General features: G+C 61.1%; 13 protein-coding genes and 2 pseudogenes. 7 read left to right on the top strand and 8 right to left on the bottom strand.

Going from position 1 to position 16564, the window contains the following annotated elements; genetic code table 11:
• Positions 1-17: 17 nt before the first annotated feature.
• The gene (gene groL, locus K1W69_RS09460) at positions 18-1661 is read right to left on the bottom strand and encodes a chaperonin GroEL (protein ID WP_220228118.1); all 1644 of its coding nucleotides are present in this window, start codon (positions 1659-1661) and stop codon (positions 18-20) included.
• Positions 1662-1726: 65 nt separating this feature from the next.
• Positions 1727-2023 (bottom strand): co-chaperone GroES, encoded by a 297-nt coding sequence (groES, locus tag K1W69_RS09455; protein WP_220228117.1) that lies wholly within the window; start codon positions 2021-2023, stop codon positions 1727-1729.
• A 360-nt stretch (positions 2024-2383) separates the two neighbouring features.
• On the opposite strand from groES, the gene K1W69_RS09450 reads away from it, so the two are divergent.
• The 4 genes from K1W69_RS09450 (at position 2384) to K1W69_RS09435 (ending at position 8376) form a co-directional block, all read left to right on the top strand.
• A complete protein-coding gene (locus tag K1W69_RS09450) occupies positions 2384-3232 on the top strand; it encodes a TIGR01459 family HAD-type hydrolase (RefSeq protein ID WP_220229280.1) in 849 nt (282 codons plus the stop codon).
• Between the two features lie 2 nt (positions 3233-3234).
• Positions 3235-4200, top strand: a complete 966-nt coding sequence (locus tag K1W69_RS09445; RefSeq protein WP_220228116.1) for a bifunctional riboflavin kinase/FAD synthetase — start codon at positions 3235-3237, stop codon at positions 4198-4200.
• Positions 4201-4645: 445 nt separating this feature from the next.
• A complete protein-coding gene (gene ileS, locus K1W69_RS09440) occupies positions 4646-7594 on the top strand; it encodes an isoleucine--tRNA ligase (protein ID WP_220229279.1) in 2949 nt (982 codons plus the stop codon).
• 188 nt (positions 7595-7782) lie between these two features.
• Positions 7783-8376, top strand: a complete 594-nt coding sequence (locus tag K1W69_RS09435; RefSeq protein ID WP_220228115.1) for a hypothetical protein — start codon at positions 7783-7785, stop codon at positions 8374-8376.
• An 8-nt stretch (positions 8377-8384) separates the two neighbouring features.
• On the opposite strand, the gene K1W69_RS09430 is transcribed toward K1W69_RS09435, so the two are convergent.
• Positions 8385-8828 (bottom strand): nucleoside deaminase, encoded by a 444-nt coding sequence (locus tag K1W69_RS09430; protein WP_258570970.1) that lies wholly within the window; start codon positions 8826-8828, stop codon positions 8385-8387.
• Positions 8829-8884: 56 nt separating this feature from the next.
• Between K1W69_RS09430 and K1W69_RS09425 the strand changes: the two are divergent.
• The 3 genes and pseudogenes from K1W69_RS09425 to K1W69_RS09415 all read left to right on the top strand — a co-directional run.
• Positions 8885-10126 (top strand): annotated as a pseudogene (locus tag K1W69_RS09425) (pseudouridine synthase); the annotation flags it as partial.
• Positions 10119-10679 (top strand): 16S rRNA (guanine(966)-N(2))-methyltransferase RsmD, encoded by a 561-nt coding sequence (gene rsmD, locus K1W69_RS09420; RefSeq protein WP_220228112.1) that lies wholly within the window; start codon positions 10119-10121, stop codon positions 10677-10679. The pseudogene K1W69_RS09425 and the gene rsmD, both read left to right, overlap by 8 nt.
• A 135-nt stretch (positions 10680-10814) precedes the next feature.
• Positions 10815-11711, top strand: a complete 897-nt coding sequence (locus K1W69_RS09415) for a patatin-like phospholipase family protein (RefSeq protein WP_220228111.1) — start codon at positions 10815-10817, stop codon at positions 11709-11711.
• A 2-nt stretch (positions 11712-11713) separates the two neighbouring features.
• On the opposite strand, the gene K1W69_RS09410 is transcribed toward K1W69_RS09415, so the two are convergent.
• The 5 genes and pseudogenes from K1W69_RS09410 to K1W69_RS09390 form a co-directional block, all read right to left on the bottom strand.
• Complete coding sequence (locus tag K1W69_RS09410) at positions 11714-13123, bottom strand: MATE family efflux transporter (RefSeq protein ID WP_258570969.1); 1410 nt, start codon at positions 13121-13123, stop codon at positions 11714-11716.
• Positions 13124-13290: 167 nt separating this feature from the next.
• Positions 13291-14238, bottom strand: a complete 948-nt coding sequence (locus K1W69_RS09405) for a branched-chain amino acid ABC transporter permease (protein WP_220228110.1) — start codon at positions 14236-14238, stop codon at positions 13291-13293.
• Positions 14235-15119: pseudogene (locus K1W69_RS09400) on the bottom strand (branched-chain amino acid ABC transporter permease); the annotation flags it as partial. The pseudogene K1W69_RS09400 and the gene K1W69_RS09405, both read right to left, overlap by 4 nt.
• Positions 15101-15823: an ABC transporter ATP-binding protein gene (locus K1W69_RS09395; protein ID WP_220228109.1), complete on the bottom strand. Its 723-nt coding sequence runs from the start codon at positions 15821-15823 to the stop codon at positions 15101-15103. The gene K1W69_RS09395 and the pseudogene K1W69_RS09400, both read right to left, overlap by 19 nt.
• The gene (locus K1W69_RS09390) at positions 15823-16554 is read right to left on the bottom strand and encodes an ABC transporter ATP-binding protein (protein ID WP_220228108.1); all 732 of its coding nucleotides are present in this window, start codon (positions 16552-16554) and stop codon (positions 15823-15825) included. The genes K1W69_RS09395 and K1W69_RS09390 overlap by 1 nt, the downstream gene beginning before the upstream one ends.
• Between the last annotated feature and the right edge of the window lie 10 nt (positions 16555-16564).

Raw genomic sequence — 16564 nt, 5'->3', positions numbered from 1 at the left:
GTGCGAAGAGCGCTGGCTTAGAAGCCCATTCCGCCCATGCCGCCCATGTCGCCGCCGGGCATAGCCGGAGCCGCGGATTCCTTCTTCGGAACTTCGGCGACCATGGCTTCGGTGGTGACGAGGAGACCGGCAACCGACGCTGCGTCCTGCAGAGCGGTGCGAACGACCTTGACCGGATCGACAATACCCATCTGGATCATGTCGCCATACTCGCCCGTCTGGGCGTTGTAGCCGTAGTTGTCGTCCTTGGTGTCCAGGATCTTGCCTGCAACGACCGATGCTTCATCGCCGGCGTTGGTGACGATCTGGCGGGCCGGAGCCTGCAGAGCGCGGCGCACGATATTGATGCCGGCTTCCTGGTCGTCATTCTCGCCCTTGGTCGTGAGGTTGGCGGAAGCGCGAAGAAGCGCTACGCCGCCACCCGGGACGATGCCTTCCTGAACGGCCGCGCGGGTTGCGTTCAGAGCGTCGTCGACGCGGTCCTTCTTTTCCTTCACTTCGATTTCGGTTGCGCCGCCAACGCGGATCACAGCAACGCCGCCGGCGAGCTTCGCCAGACGTTCCTGCAGCTTTTCGCGGTCGTAATCGGAAGTGGTTTCTTCGATCTGCGCCTTGATCTGGGCGACACGGCCTTCGATTTCGGCCTTCTTGCCTGCGCCGTCGACGATCGTGGTGTTTTCCTTGGAGATCGAGATGCGCTTTGCAGTGCCGAGCATGTCGAGCGTGACGTTTTCAAGCTTGATGCCGACATCTTCGGAGATGACCTGACCGCCGGTCAGGATAGCGATGTCTTCAAGCATGGCCTTGCGGCGGTCGCCGAAGCCCGGAGCCTTGACAGCGGCGATCTTGAGGCCGCCGCGCAGCTTGTTGACGACGAGAGTCGCGAGGGCTTCGCCTTCGACGTCTTCAGCAATGATCAGGAGCGGCTTCGAGGACTGAACGACCGATTCCAGGATCGGCAGCATGGCCTGAAGGTTCGAGAGCTTCTTTTCGTGGAGCAGGATGTAGCAGTCGTCCAGCTCGGCGATCATCTTTTCGGCATTGGTGACGAAATAGGGAGAAAGGTAGCCGCGGTCGAACTGCATGCCTTCAACGACTTCAAGTTCGGTTTCGGCGGTCTTGGCTTCCTCGACGGTGATGACGCCTTCATTGCCGACCTTCTGCATTGCAGCTGCGATGTCTTCGCCGATCTGCTTTTCGCCGTTGGCGGAGATCGTGCCGACCTGTGCGACTTCTTCCGACGTGTTGATCGGCTTTGCCTTGTTGAGAAGGTCTTTAACGACGTCGCTGACTGCGAGGTCGATGCCGCGCTTCAGGTCCATCGGGTTCATGCCGGCTGCGACGGCCTTTGCGCCTTCGCGGACAATAGCCTGGGCCAGAACGGTCGCCGTGGTGGTTCCGTCGCCGGCTTCGTCATTGGTCTTGGATGCGACTTCGCGCACCATCTGTGCGCCCATGTTCTCGAACTTGTCTTCCAGTTCGATTTCCTTGGCGACGGTTACGCCGTCCTTGGTGATGCGCGGAGCGCCGAACGACTTGTCGATGACCACGTTGCGGCCTTTCGGGCCGAGCGTCACCTTTACAGCGTCTGCGAGAATGTCGACGCCTCGCAGCATCTTCTCACGAGCGTCGCGGCTGAATTTGACTTCTTTAGCTGACATGTTTCCTCATTTCCGGGCCTTGTGGCCCTCGTTCAGAAGGGGATTGGTTGACTTGTATTCGGGGATTAGCCGACTACGCCCATGATGTCGCTTTCCTTCATGATCAGAAGGTCTTCGCCATTGAGCTTGATTTCGGTGCCCGACCATTTGCCGAACAGGATGCGGTCGCCGACCTTGACGTCCATCTGGATGATGGAGCCGCTGTCGTCGCGCGCGCCGGATCCGACTGCGACGATTTCGCCTTCGGACGGCTTTTCCTTGGCTGTGTCGGGAATAATGATGCCGCCAGCAGTCTTTTCTTCAGACTCTACGCGACGCACAACCACACGGTCATGCAATGGACGGAAATTGACGTCTGTCATCGTCTTTGCCCTCAATAGGTTACAGATGCGGACTTGTGTCCGGCTCTCGAAAATTAGCACTCATCAAATGCGAGTGCTAATTTGCAGGGGGACATAAGATCGATATCGCCGGGTGTCAAGGATTTCGGCGCCGCTTTTTCAGTTCGCGGTTGAGAACCTTTCAACCGGGGCGTCGCTCGGGTCGCCGGATAACGCGAGCCTCTGGTCCGGGTCAACAGCAATTCCCGGATCGCGGTTAATTAATTTGCCGGCGGGGACTTGTTTTCTCGCCGCTGCTGGTCAATGTCTGCCTTGCCCGCGCCGGGGCGCAAGGTCATGGCGCGAAACAGAGTTCCGGACGTCCTGAAGGCAATAGTATTCATGGTGGCAAAGATCGATCGCCTGGCTGACAGCAAAGGCCAATATGATGTGGTTTTGTGCGACGTCTGGGGTGTGCTGCACAATGGCGTCGAGGCGTTCCAGCCCGCCGCCGAGGCGCTTCGAAACTTCCGGATCGAGGGCGGGTCCGTCATCCTGATCACGAATTCACCGCGGCTCAGCGCGGATGTCGGCCTGCAGATCGCCGGGCTTGGCGTTGGCGCGGAGAGCTACGATGCAATCGTCACGTCGGGCGACGTGACGCGGGCGCTGATCGAGGACGGTCCGAAGAACATTCATTTCGTCGGCGCAGACTGGAACCAGAGCCTGCTCGACGGTCTTGATGTTTCCTGCGTCGAGATTGAAGAGGCGGACGCCGTCGTCTGCGCGGGCTTGCGGGATGACGAGAACGAGCGGGCGGAAGATTACCTCCCGATGCTCGAACAGGCCAAAGCCAGGGATCTGCCGTTCGTGTGCGCCAACCCGGATATCGTGGTCGAGCGCGGTCACAAGCTGGTGCCCTGCGCCGGAGCGATCGCGGCGCTCTATGAAAGAATGGGCGGCGCGACAAGGATTTCCGGAAAGCCGCACAGACCTATTTATAAGGCGGCGCTGGAAACGGCAGAAACCGTCAGGGGACCTGTCGATCCCGGGCGCGTGGTCGCCATCGGCGACGGCATGCCGACCGATATCAGGGGCGCGCATGATTTCGGGCTCGACGTCATATATATTGCGCTCGGAATACACGCCGCGATCTACTCTCGATCAGGCGTGATTGACGAAACCGCGCTCGACACGTTTCTCGCCGAACATCGCATGACGCCGGTGGGCTGGATGCCGCGCTTGAGGTAAGCATGACAGCGTTCGTTCGAACTCAATCGACGACCGGCCTGCCGCCTTCGCTGAAAGGCGGCGTCGTCGCCATCGGAAATTTCGACGGACTCCATCGCGGCCACCAGGCCGTTCTCGGGGAGACGCTCGAGATCGCGTCCCGAAAAAATGCGCCAGCCGTCGTTCTGACCTTCGAACCGCATCCAAAAACCGTTTTCAAGCCCGACAATCCGGTCTTTCGTCTGACGCCCGCGCCGCTCAAGGCGCATCTCATTGAAAGGCTGGGTTTCGCAGCCGTCGTCGAGATGCCTTTCGACCGCGCATTCGCGGCAATGGAAGCCGCCGATTTCATCGAGGACATACTGGTGGACGGTTTTGGTCTCACCCATGCGGTCACCGGCTTCAATTTTCATTTTGGCAAGGCGCGGGCGGGAACGCCGGACTATTTGCGAGAGGCGGGGAAAAGTTTCGGCTTCGGCGTGACAGAGGTGGAGTCGTTCGAGGACGAGAACGGCGAAGTCGTGTCTTCAAGCCGGATTCGCCAGCTCCTCTCCGAAGGTCGGGTAGCCGAGGCGTCGGGCCTGCTCGGCTACCACTACACCGTGGAGGAGGAAATCGTAGGCGGCAAGCAACTTGGCCGGACGCTCGGATTTCCGACGGCCAATATGCGCATGCCGGACCACGCTATGCTGAAGCCTGGCGTCTACGCGGTTCGGTTTCGTCGTTCCGACGGCGCGCTTTTCGACGGGGTCGCGAGTTTCGGACGCAGGCCCACCGTTGATGAAGACGGCGCGCTTCTGCTCGAAACATATCTGTTCGATTTCGAAGGCGACCTTTACGGCGAGACCTGCAGTGTTTCCTTCGTCTCCTGGCTGCGCGGGGAAGAAAAGTTCGACAGTCTTGAGGCCTTGACGAGCCAGATGAACCTGGACGCCGAGGAGGCTCGCGCGGCGCTGTCCGGCGCGCCCCAACTGGCGCCCCGAATCTGAAGTTCGTTACATCCCGCAGCACGCTCTATTCGAACTTCAGATTCGATGAGGGCACTAGCAAGATAATGATTCTAGTGTGGTTTACGGATTTGAAGTTCCTGTATGAGACAGCTGCTACATTGTAAGGAACGTCAAATCCACCACACTAGGACCGCTCGACATGACGGTCCCGCTTTCAGGATAATCTGAGGCCAAAAGTCGCTGTCGGCCGAGAAAAGCCTTTATTCCTGCAAAGAGCGTTGATAGAAGGCCTCTCGTTATGAAGGCCGCTTTCGGATTGAACAGCACGATACGAATTATCGGCCCGGCTTCCTGATCAAGGAAGTCCGGGAACCCTCCGTTGCGTCCAGAGGGCGCGATCAATCCACACACACTGCATTCCGACGCTGCGCGTCAGAACCGCAACGGCGACAGCCGGGCGGACCAGATCAGAACCGAAAAACCGATGACCGACACCAAAGAACAACTGGACTATTCACGCACGCTCTTCCTCCCGAAGACAGACTTTCCCATGCGCGCCGGCCTCCCGAAGATGGAGCCCGATCTTGTTAAGCGCTGGAAGGAAATGAACCTCTATCGCAAACTGCGCGAGGAAGCCGCCGGCCGGCCGAAATTCGTGCTGCACGACGGACCGCCCTACGCCAACGGCAACATCCACATCGGCCATGCCCTCAACAAGGTTCTCAAAGACGTCATCACCCGCTCTTTCCAGATGCGCGGCTATGACAGCAATTATGTGCCGGGCTGGGACTGCCACGGCCTGCCGATCGAATGGAAGATCGAGGAGCAGTATCGGGCCAAAGGCAAGAACAAGGACGAAGTGCCGATCAACGAGTTCAGGCGCGAATGTCGCGAGTTCGCCAGCCACTGGATCGAAGTCCAGACGGAAGAGTTCCACAGGCTCGGCATCGAGGGCGATTTCGAACAGCCCTACACGACCATGAATTTCCACGCCGAGGCGCGTATCGCCGGCGAACTGATGAAGATCGCCGCACTCGGCCAGCTCTATCGTGGTTCGAAACCCGTCATGTGGTCGGTTGTCGAGCGGACGGCGCTCGCCGAGGCCGAAGTCGAGTATCAGGATTACGAAAGCGACACGGTCTGGGTGAAGTTTCCCGTCATCGAATGGGGTGCGAAGCCGGATTCAGCCGATCTCGCCGCAAAGGTCGCGGAGTTGCAGGGCGCGTTCGTGGTCATCTGGACAACCACGCCGTGGACGATCCCGGGCAACCGCGCAATCTGTTTTTCGCCGCGCATCAGCTATGGCCTCTATGAAGTCACGGCGGCCGAGAATGATTTCGGACCCCGGCCGGGCGAGAAACTGGTGTTCGCTGACGCGCTCGCAGAGGAAAGCTTCGCCAAGGCGAAACTGGAATACAGCCGGCTGCGCGATGTGACCGGCGACGAGTTGCGGCATCTCACATGCGCGCATCCGCTCTGCGACATTGGTTATGATTTTCCGGTGCCGCTGCTTGAAGGCGATCATGTCACCGACGACGCCGGCACCGGCTTCGTGCACACGGCGCCGAGCCACGGCCGCGAGGACTTCGAGGCGTGGATGGATCACACCCGCGAACTCGCCGCGCGCGGCGTCGACGTGGCGATACCCTTTCCGGTCGGCGACGACGGCTACTATACGAAGGACGCGCCGGGCTTCGGTCCGGATTCGGCGGATGGCGCAGCCCGTGTCATCGACGACAAGGGCAAGAAGGGCGACGCCAACAAGCGCGTGATCGCCGCTTTGATCGCCGCCGATATGCTGTTCGCCAGAGGCCGGCTGAAACACACCTATCCGCATTCCTGGCGTTCCAAAAAGCCGGTGATCTTCCGCAACACACCGCAATGGTTCGTCCATATGGACAAGGAATTTGCAGATGGCGCGACGTTGCGTCAGCGATCGCTGAAGGCGATCGACGACACGCGTTTCGTGCCCGCCGGCGGACAGCGGCGGCTGCGCGGCATGATCGAGACGCGGCCGGACTGGGTGCTGTCTCGCCAGCGCGCCTGGGGCGTGCCGATCACCGTATTCGTGGATGAAGACGGCGAAATCCTCATCGACGAAACGGTCAACCGACGCATCTTCGAGGCTTTCGAGGCAGAGGGAGCGGACGCCTGGTTCGAGGACGGGGCGAAGGATCGGTTCCTGGAAGGTCGCGACGACACGGATCGCTGGACGAAGGTCACCGACATTCTTGACGTCTGGTTCGATTCCGGAAGCACGCACACATTTACTCTGGAAGACCGGCCTGACCTGAAATGGCCCGCCGATGTCTATCTCGAAGGCTCGGACCAGCATCGCGGCTGGTTCCATTCCTCGCTGCTGGAAAGCTGCGCGACGCGCGGCCGCGCGCCCTACAACGCCGTCGTCACCCATGGCTTCACCATGGATGAGAACGGTGAAAAGATGTCCAAATCCAAGGGCAACACGGTCACGCCGCAGGACATCATGAACCAGTCCGGCGCCGATATCCTGCGCCTCTGGGTGATGACGACGGACTATTGGGAAGACCAGCGTCTCGGCAAGGCGACGATCCAGACCAACATCGACGCCTACCGCAAGCTGCGCAACACCATCCGCTGGATGCTCGGAACTCTCTCGCATGACGAGGGCGACGAAGTGGCCTACGCCGATTTGCCGCAGCTCGAACGATACATGCTCCACCGGCTGGTCGAGCTCGAGGCCCTCGTCAATCGCGGCTATGACGATTTCGACTTCAAGACGATCGCCCGCGCGCTCATCGATTTCGCGAGCGTGGATTTATCGGCCTTTTATTTCGATATCCGCAAGGACGCGCTCTACTGCGACGCGCCTTCGAGCATCCGCAGGAAAGCCGCGTTGCAGACCGTGAGGAAGATCTTCGACTGCCTGACGTGCTGGCTTGCGCCTATGCTGCCTTTCACCATGGAAGAGGCCTGGCTGATGCGGTATCCGGATGCGACATCCGTTCATCTGGCGCAGTTTCCGGCTGTCGAGGCCGAATGGCTGGACGAAGCGCTCGCAGCCACCTGGCGCCGCATTCGCACGGTGCGCCGGGTCGTGACCGGCGCCCTCGAGATCGAGCGTCGCGAAAAGCGGATTGGTTCGTCGCTTGAGGCGGCGCCCGTTGTGCACATCGCCGACGCAGAATTGCGTAAAGCGCTCGAAGGGCGTGATTTCGAGGAGATCTGCATCACCTCAGGCGTGGTGGTAAAGGACGGTGAAGGTCCGTCCGCCGCCTTCCGGATGCCGGAAGTCGCAGGCGTGAGCGTCGAGCCGGCGCTTGCGAATGGCCGCAAATGCGCCCGTTCATGGCGTTTGACCAACGATGTGGGCTCGGACCCGGAGTTTCCGGAGGTTTCGGCGCGCGACGCGGCGGCGCTGCATGAATTGAAGGCGCTCGGCAGGCTGGAATAGCCGGACGATCGACTTCTGGGAGAGTTGGAACCGGATTTACCGCTTCAAATTTGCGGCGGACGCCAAAATCGGTTACAACTCTCCCAAATATTGCCGGATTCGACAGTCAAACCGGACACGAGTTGGACGGGTGGAATATAGGCATGCGTCCTGAGGGACGTCAGGTGGGAAACGGGATAACCAGTTAGATGAAGCGAAGTACTTTCCGGTCGGGTTGCGTCATTGCCGGTGCGACAGCGGTTTCAGCCGCCCTTTCGGGCTGCCTCGGCGGTCCGACCTACGGCACGGGCACGTCGCAGAATGTGCAGTTGCTGCAAGACATCACCAGCATCGCCTCGATAGGCACGCCGGGCAAGAACCAGAAGACCGAATACAATCCGCGGCCGGAAATTGTCGAGCCGCCGGAAGGCGCCACGCTGCCGCAACCGCAGCAGAGCCTGGCCTCGAAAGACAATCCCGCCTGGCTTGAATCGCCGGAAGAAACCAGGACGCGTCTGCGCGAGACGGCTTCCGTCAATCGCGACAAGAAACCGTACACGTCGCCGCTGGCGAGCCCTGACGACAACGTCACCAGTGAACAGTGGCAGCAATTCCGTGAAGCCAAGGCCAACTCCAAGGGCGCCTATTCGGACCGCCGCACCTTGAGCGATCCGCCCATGGCCTATCGCGAACCGGCGGACACGGCGCCTGTCGGCGAACTGGGTGAAACCGAATACGACAAGGAAAAGCGCCGCGAAGCAGAAGCCAAGGAGAAAAAGAGCTTCAAGCTCTGGCCCTTCTGATCGCCTGATCAGCGCTGCCTGCGTTCGGCGAAAAACGACTTGAGCATGGTTTCAGCCGCTTTTTCGGAGAATCCGGAATAGACCTCAGGACGGTGGTGACAGGTTGCGGAATCGAAGAACCGCACGCCATTGACAACGCCGCCGCCCTTGGCGTCCTCTGCGCCGAAATACAGCCGCCGGATGCGGGCGAAGGAAATCGCCGCGGCGCACATGACGCAAGGCTCCAGCGTGACGTAAAGGTCGCATTCGCAAAGCCGCTCGCTCCCGAGCATCTCCCCGGCGCTTCGGATGGCCACAACTTCTGCATGGGCCGTCACGTCGCTCGTGGCGCGTGTAAGATTTCCGCAACGCGCGACGATCTCGCCCCTGTGGACGATCACGGCGCCCACCGGCACTTCGCCGCGTTCGGCGGCGAGCCTGGCTTCTTCGAGCGCCACATCCATAAAACGCATTGTCGTCGACATATTCCGGTGTAATAGAGCAACTTGCTCCTGATAGGAATCAATAGATGGTGGAAAATCGGTCCCCTAAAGCCAAATCACCGAAATTTGGCAAAAGGCCGGGCGGCGCAAAAGGCGGTCCGGGCCGCGGAGGTAAAAAACCGGCCTCAAAGCCTGCCGCAAAATCAAATCGCGCGCCGGTTGTCAGCGTCGACGAAACGAGCGAGGAACGCATCGCAAAGCGTCTCGCGCGCGCTGGCGTCGGGTCGCGTCGCGACGCCGAACGCATGATCGCCGAGGGCCGCGTCAGCCTGAATGGCGAGGTGCTGCAGTCGCCGGCCGTCAACGTCACGCTGAAGGACCGGATCGAGGTCGACGGCGCGCCGATCCGCGCGATCGAGCGGACCCGGCTCTGGCTCTACCACAAGCCCACTGGCCTCGTGACGACGCACAAGGATCCCGAAGGCCGTCCGACGGTGTTTGAAAAACTCCCCAACACGATGCCGCGCGTCATGTCGATCGGTCGTCTCGACATCAACACCGAGGGCTTGCTGCTCCTGACCAACGACGGAGGCCTCGCCCGGACGCTCGAGTTGCCCTCGACCGGATGGCTGCGCCGCTACCGCGTGCGCGCCCATGGCAAGATCGAGCAGGCTGAACTTGACAAGCTGCAGGAAGGCATTGCTGTCGACGGCGTGCTCTATGGCGGCATCGAAGCAACGCTCGACCGCGTTCAAGGGTCCAATGTCTGGATCACGATGGGTCTGCGCGAAGGCAAGAACCGCGAGATCAAGAACGTGCTTGGCGCCCTTGGCCTTGAGGTCAACCGTCTCATTCGCACCTCCTACGGTCCGTTCCAGCTCGGCGACACGCCGGAAGGCGGGGTATCGGAAGTGCGCAGCCGCCTGCTGCGCGAGCAATTGGGCGAACGTCTCGCGCTGGCGGCCGGCGCCAATTTCGACGCGCCGCTGCTCAAGCATGGTCCGGACGCCGAAAAGCCGGAGCGTCCGCGCAAGGAATTCAAGAAACCCGACGGCCGCACCGAGCGGGCCGGAGACATGAAACGCGGCAGGCCTGACGGCGGCGACAACCGAGGCGGCAAGTCTTCCTTCGGCGAGGACGACAAGCCGCAGCGCAAACCCGCGCCGCAACGCAATCGCGGCTCCAACGTCTGGATGGCGCCGGGCGCGCGTCCGGTTGGCCCGGAGAAGGCCTCCAGGAAATCCTCCGGCAAGCCGGGCGCGAAAATGGGCGCCGGCAAGTCGAAACCCCGTCCGGCCGGACGCAAGCCGCGCGGAAGCGATGCGGATCGTCGGCGGTAGTCATCGCGGTCATCGGCTCGCCGCGCCCAAAGGCGCGTCGATCCGTCCGACGACGGACCGTGCGCGGGAGTCGCTGTTCAACATTCTTGCCCACGGACTCGAAATAGACGTGGAAGGCAGCCGGGTCCTCGACCTGTTCGCCGGAACCGGCGCAGTGGGTCTTGAAGCCCTTTCGCGCGGCGCGTCATTCGTCCTGTTCGTGGAACAATCCGCAGAAGGGCGCGCGCTCATCCGTTCCAATGCGGACGCCCTGCATGCGCAGGGCAGGTCGAAACTCTACCGGCGCGACGCCACGGCCCTCGGCGATATCCCGGCAATGGAGCCATTCGATATCCTTTTTGCCGATCCACCGTACGAAAAGGGTCTCGGCGAGCGCGCGCTTGATGCGGCGGCGCGAGGAAGCTGGCTCAAGGCCGGCGCTCTTGCGGTGCTGGAAGAACGCGCGACCGTCACGCCGGAAGTGGACAGCGCCTACCGGTTGCTGGAACGACGCGCTTTTGGCGACACCGCGATGCATTTCTATATCCATGAGCCGGATTGAGCGTCCTTCGCGTTGACTGCGACCGTGCCTGTTTGTCGCACTGCTCTTGAACTCCCGCCGCGAACAGCGCACATTCGACCTATGCCGGCCGGATGGATTGTCCGTCCGTCGCCGCGCGATCCGGGAAAGCCGATTATGCAGAGCCAGCCAGCGCTTTCGGAAGATCTGTCGTCCGTCCACCGCATCTCCGGCGAGCCAACGGTCGCCGTCGCATTCGGCGCTGGCGGCGCGCGCGGCGTCGCCCATATTCACGTCATCGAAGTGCTCGACGAACTGGGCATCAAACCGGTGGCGATTTCCGGGGCGTCGATAGGGTCTATCCTCGGATCGGGCATGGCCGCGGGCATGACGGGTCGCGAGGTTCGCGAAAGCATGTTGGCCGTCTTTTCGAAGCGCAGCGAAGTCATCAGCCGCATCTGGAGATCGCGGCCCTATAGCATGGGCGACATGTTCTCCGGCGGATTTCGTCTCGGCCAGTTCAATATCGAGCGGACCCTGCCGGCCTTCCTGCCTGAAAGCGTGCCCAAACGCTTCGAGGATCTCAAGATCCCGATGAAGATCATCGTCACCGATTTCTACGCGCAGGAAGAGGCCGTTTGCACGAGCGGAGATCTCCACAATGCGATCGCCGCCTCGTCGGCGATACCGGCCCTGTTCCGGCCTGTGCTTTGCAACAACCGCTACATGATCGATGGCGGCATCTTCAATCCCGTTCCCTACGACCATCTGGCCGGTCTGGCCGACATCATCATCGGCATCGATGTCGTGGGCAGGCCGAGCGGCACGAGCGAGGACTGCCCGACGACGGTCGACCTGATCTACGGATCGAGCCAGATCATGATGCAGTCGATCATATCGATGAAGCTCAAGGCCGCGAGCCCACATATTTTCCTGCGACCGGACGTAAGCGCCTTCCGGGTGCTCGATTTCTTCAAGGCGGATGAAATTCTCGAAGCCACGACCCCGATTCGCGACGAGCTGAAATATTCGCTCGATGCGATCATGGCCTTTGCAGGCAAGGCCAATCCATAAATTCAGGTTGCAGCCTTGCCGCTGGTGAACGGAGAATTGGCGGCCGGCGGGAACCGGATGTCCGGCGCGTGCGGTGGTTTGGGCGGCTTCGTCTTTGCGATCTGGTCGATCACCTTCAGGCAGGTAAAGGCGGCGCCAAGTCCGAAAATAACGCCGCTCAGACCGAAGCCCGCAAGCGCCCCTTCGGCGCCGTAGAGCCAGGATCCCAGCCACACCAGCGGTATCACGCCCGCCGACCGTCCCCAGTTGAACAGCGTCGAATAGAACGCGTAGCCCAGATTGTTGAAGGCGGCGTTTGAGACGAACAGCAAGCCGTTGAACAGGAACGAGAAGCTGACGAACAGGCAGAAGAAACGGACGAGATCGCCGGCCTCGCCGGTCGCGTCGAAGAGCGCTGCGATCTGGTTGCGGCCTAGCGCGAGAATGACGCACATCACCGCGACATAAACAGTCATCAGAAAATAGGAATTGCGCATCGTGCTGCGCAGACGGTCATATCGCTTTGCGCCGTAGTTCTGCCCAAGGATCGGGCCGACCGCGCCGGACATTGCGAACAGCGCGCCGAACGCCACCGGAATTATCCGCCCCACCACCGCCCAGCCGGCGACAGCGGAATCTCCGTAGGACGCGATTTCGAAGGTGACAAAGGCGTTGCCGACCGGGGTTGCGAGCTGCGTCATGATCGCCGGCCCGGCGACCGCGAAATAGGGCCGCATGGAACGGGTGAGCACGGCAAGGGACGGCAAGGCGAGCAGGTCGTGGATTCTGCGCAGAAAATAGTAGCCGGCGATCACGATCGTGAACCTCGAAATCACGGTCGACAAGGCTGCGCCATGAATGCCGAGATCGAGGGCGAAGATGAAAATCGGGTCGAGCACGGCCGTCGCCGCGCCTCCGATCAGGGTGATGAACATCGCCCGCTTGGCGTCTCCTGTCGAACGCAACAGGCCGGCCATGCTCATGCCGACTGCGATCACCGGAAGGGAGGGCAAAACGATTTGCATATATTCGACGGTCAGCGCCGCGGTTCTCCCGGTTGCGCCCAGCATTCCGACCAGAACATCCAGAAACGGAAAGGCGATGGAGACGAACAGCGTTGTCGTCAGACCGGTGAAAAACAGGCTCGCCCCGGCCAGCCTTCGCGCCCGCTCCCGATCCTCCGCGCCCAGCGCCCGCGACGTGATCGCGGTGCCGGCGATCGACATTCCGATGGAAATCGAAACGGTGAAGAAAATCAGCGTTCCCGCGTAGCCGATCACGGCGGCGAGTTCCGACTGGCCGAGCAGGGAAATGTAGAACAGGTTCAGGGCGTCGACGATGAAGATCGAGACGAGGCCGACCGAGCCGGTCGCCGCCATCACGATGACATGGCGCATCGTCGAGCCGGTGACGAATTTCGCAGGCGCGCTCATCGGTCGACAGTCGCGTGAGGAGCAGGATTCTTGCAGGATAGGGCAAGGGCGGCCGCGAACGGCGCGGAGACAAGCATGAGAGACTCGCTTTGAAGAAACCAGCCAGCTATAGACCGGTATGGTCGCCAGTCAAAGCCCGCAAGACAATTCGGTTCGGCAGCGCGCCGCTATCCCGTAAGTCGCCTGAATAATCCCAAAATGCCTTCGGGCGCAAGCCGCAGAACCAATATCATGGCGATGGCGATGACGATGTATCGCGCCTCCTCGAAGCCGCGAATTCCGGCCAGCGATTCCGTTGCGAAGGATATGGCGAGCGCGGCGACAATCGGTCCGTAGGTGGTTCCAACGCCTCCGATCAGCAGCATGGACAGCGCAAGCGTCAAGGTGCCGAAACCGAATACTTCCGGAGAGGCGACCCGCAGATAGATCGCGTAGAAACCGCCGGCGACGCCGGTAAATATGGCGCTGAGCGCCAGCGTCAGCACGCGTTGCCGCGACACCGATATTCCGCGCGACACGGCGTAGTCTTCCGCGTCGCGCACCGCCTTGAGGGATTTGCCGAAGGGGGAGCGGGCGATCAGAATGAGGAATATGGTGGAGACGACGAGCAGGCCGAGGCACAGATAGTAGTATCCGAGCTTGTAGTCGCGGATGAAGGAGTAGTCTCCGATCTTCAGATAGGGGATGCGCACCATGCCCTCGGCTCCGCCGGTGATCTGAGATTGGCTCAGCACAAGCTGCATGACGAGCTGGCTGAAGGCGAAGGTTACCAGAACCACATAGATGCCCTTCAGTCGGGCGACCGGCGCCGCCATCAGAAAAGCGACGATTGGCGCTGTGACGCCGGCAGCGGCGATCGCCAGAAGTGGATTGAGCCCGACCGTCTTGGCGAGGATCGCCGCCGTGTAGACGCCCACGCCGAAGAATGTCAGATGGCCGAAGTTGAAGACCCCGCACTGGCCGAGGCTCAAATTCCAGTTCGATGCGATAATCGCGTAAATGAAGGCGATGATGAAAAGGTGGCGCGTATAGCTGTCGATCACGAAGATCGGCGTAAGCGCCAACGCAATCAGCGCCGCCAGTGGCAGAACGACGTTCCTGATCATCGGGGTCATTGGTTGCCTCCGAATATTCCGTTCGGCCTGAAGACAAGGACGACAATCATGATCAGGAACAGCACGAAGGGCGTCCAGTAGAGCCCGAGCCAAAGGACGAGGATGGCTTCGATGAGACCGATCAGATAGGCGGCGCCGGCGGTCGCGCCCAGGCTGCCAAGCCCGCCGAAGATCACCACGATCATCGCCTTGGTCAGCGGATCGGCGCCCATGGCGGGCGTGATGAAGCGGATCGAGCCGAGCAGCGCGCCCGTCAGGCCCGCCAGCGCCGCCGAAAGCCCGAAAGCCAGCGCAAAGGCGAAGGGCACGTTGATGCCGATCAGCGCCGCCGAATCCTGGTTCTGTCCGACCGCCCTGAGCGACCGGCCGATATTGGTTCTGACGGTGAAGGCCCAGATGGCGGCAAGCACGAGGGGCGCAAGCAGGATCATCACGGCTTCATGGGCGGAGATGGTGGCGCTTGCGATCGAAATCTCGCCGTCGATCAGTCGCGGCAGTTGTTTCAGCCGCGCCCCCCAGATCATCTGGGCGCCTTTTTCCATGATGATCATCGCCGCGAGCGTCGTCATCACCGTAATCAGCAGCATGTTGCGGTTGCCGTAATAGGGTCGCACAAGCAGGCGTTCGATCACGATGCCGAGGGCGGCGGCGCCGAGCGCGCCGCACAATATGCCAACCGGCAAAGGCAGGCCCACTGGCTCAACCAGCGTCCACGCAAGAAAAGCCCCGATCATCATCAAGGCGCCATGCGCAAAATTGAAGACGCCGAGCGTTGTCCACACCACGCTGAGGCCGCTCGCCATCAGGGCGTAGAGCGAGCCGAGAACAAGGCCCGAAACAAGAGTTGCAATAAGCGTGTCGATCAATGGGAGACCTCGCCGAAATAGAGTTTCATGACCTCCTCGTGGTCAGGCGCATTGGCCTTGTCGATCTCCCGTACGACCTCGCCGTGCTCGATCATGTAGAGCCGATCCGTCAACGCCATCAGGAACTCGACGTCCTGCTCCACGACCACCAGCGGCACGCCGCTTTTGGCGATGTCGCCGACAGCGGCGGCCAGTTCCTTCTTCAGGCGCGGCGAAAGGCCCAGCGTCGGTTCGTCCAGCATCAGCAGTTTGGGAACGCACATCAGCGCGCAGCCGATCGAAAGCATCTGCCTTTCGCCGCCCGACAGGGTTCTCGCCTTTTGCGTCCGGCGCTCTTCCAGCCTTGGAAACAGTTCGAAGACGGATTTCAGGTTCTTGCGACTGCCGCCTTTCGCCCGCTTCGCAATCGACGCCAGTTCGAGCGTTTCATGCACCTGCATGTCGCCGAACAGCGTGTTGCCTTGCGGAGAGTGGATCAGCCCGGCGTTGACGATATTGGACGGTCTCGCCTTCGTAATGTCATTTCCTGAAAACCGGATGGCGCCCGCTGTCGGCCGTATCAGGCCTGAAATAGTCTTGAGCAGCGTGGTCTTGCCATGTCCGTTCGGACCGAACAGGCCAATGCTCTCGCCCGCGTCCAGGTGGATATCGACGCCTCGAAGCACGGTGACGGCGCCATAGCCTGCGGAAAGGTCAGTCACCTCGAGAAGCCGTTCCATCAGACGCCGCCTCCGAGATAGGCTTCCGCGACGGCCGGGTCCTTGACCACATCCGCCGGCAGACCCTGCGCCAGAATGGCGCCCTGGTTGAGCACGATCAGCCGTTGCGACACGGAGAGCAGCAGGCTCAGCACATGTTCGATCAGAAGAATGGTGACGCCCGCCCGGTTCACGCCGAGCAGCAACGCGTCGAGCTTCGCGATTTCAGGTTTCGTCAAACCCGAGGCAGGCTCGTCCAGCATCAGAACCTTCGGCTTCGAGATCAGGGCCGATGCGATCATGAGTTGCTTCTTTTCATAAACGGAGAGCTCGCTTGAGAGCATGTCCACGCGGTTTGGGTCGAACTGCGCGAGTTCGAGAACGCTCTGCGCTTCGTTCGTCGCCTTTGAGGCCGACAGGTCGCCGTTGTAAACGGCGCTGACCAGCAGCGTTTCCCGTACGGTCAAATCGGGGAACTCCGCATCCTTCTGGAATGTCCGGCAGAGCCCGGATCGGGCGATCGCATGGGCGGGCTTGCGATCGATACGGTTCCCGTCGAAACGGATCTCACCGCTTGTCGGTCCGTAGGGGATGCCGGTCATGAGGTTGAACAGCGTGCTCTTGCCCGAACCGTTCGGACCGGCGATGCCGAATATTTCTCCGGTCCCTACGGTGAAGGACACGTCCTTGACGGCTTTCAGGCCTCCGAACGATTTGCAGGCGTCCACAACCTCGATTATCGCATTGGTCATTGAAACTACC

Source organism: Flavimaribacter sediminis, from assembly GCF_019492055.1.
GTDB classification, from domain to species: domain Bacteria; phylum Pseudomonadota; class Alphaproteobacteria; order Rhizobiales; family Rhizobiaceae; genus Flavimaribacter; species Flavimaribacter sediminis.
This window is presented reverse-complemented; position numbering and strand designations above follow the sequence as displayed.

Bases quoted from the DNA above. Each gene is read 5' to 3' on its own strand.
- groL (WP_220228118.1), bottom strand. From the start codon at position 1,661: ATGTCAGCTAAAGAAGTCAAATTCAGCCGCGACGCTCGTGAGAAGATG.
- groES (WP_220228117.1), bottom strand. From the start codon at position 2,023: ATGACAGACGTCAATTTCCGTCCATTGCATGACCGTGTGGTTGTGCGT.
- K1W69_RS09450 (WP_220229280.1), top strand. From the start codon at position 2,384: ATGGTGGCAAAGATCGATCGCCTGGCTGACAGCAAAGGCCAATATGAT.
- K1W69_RS09445 (WP_220228116.1), top strand. From the start codon at position 3,235: ATGACAGCGTTCGTTCGAACTCAATCGACGACCGGCCTGCCGCCTTCG.
- ileS (WP_220229279.1), top strand. From the start codon at position 4,646: ATGACCGACACCAAAGAACAACTGGACTATTCACGCACGCTCTTCCTC.
- K1W69_RS09435 (WP_220228115.1), top strand. From the start codon at position 7,783: ATGAAGCGAAGTACTTTCCGGTCGGGTTGCGTCATTGCCGGTGCGACA.
- K1W69_RS09430 (WP_258570970.1), bottom strand. From the start codon at position 8,828: ATGCGTTTTATGGATGTGGCGCTCGAAGAAGCCAGGCTCGCCGCCGAA.
- rsmD (WP_220228112.1), top strand. From the start codon at position 10,119: ATGCGGATCGTCGGCGGTAGTCATCGCGGTCATCGGCTCGCCGCGCCC.
- K1W69_RS09415 (WP_220228111.1), top strand. From the start codon at position 10,815: ATGCAGAGCCAGCCAGCGCTTTCGGAAGATCTGTCGTCCGTCCACCGC.
- K1W69_RS09410 (WP_258570969.1), bottom strand. From the start codon at position 13,123: ATGAGCGCGCCTGCGAAATTCGTCACCGGCTCGACGATGCGCCATGTC.
- K1W69_RS09405 (WP_220228110.1), bottom strand. From the start codon at position 14,238: ATGACCCCGATGATCAGGAACGTCGTTCTGCCACTGGCGGCGCTGATT.
- K1W69_RS09395 (WP_220228109.1), bottom strand. From the start codon at position 15,823: ATGGAACGGCTTCTCGAGGTGACTGACCTTTCCGCAGGCTATGGCGCC.
- K1W69_RS09390 (WP_220228108.1), bottom strand. From the start codon at position 16,554: ATGACCAATGCGATAATCGAGGTTGTGGACGCCTGCAAATCGTTCGGA.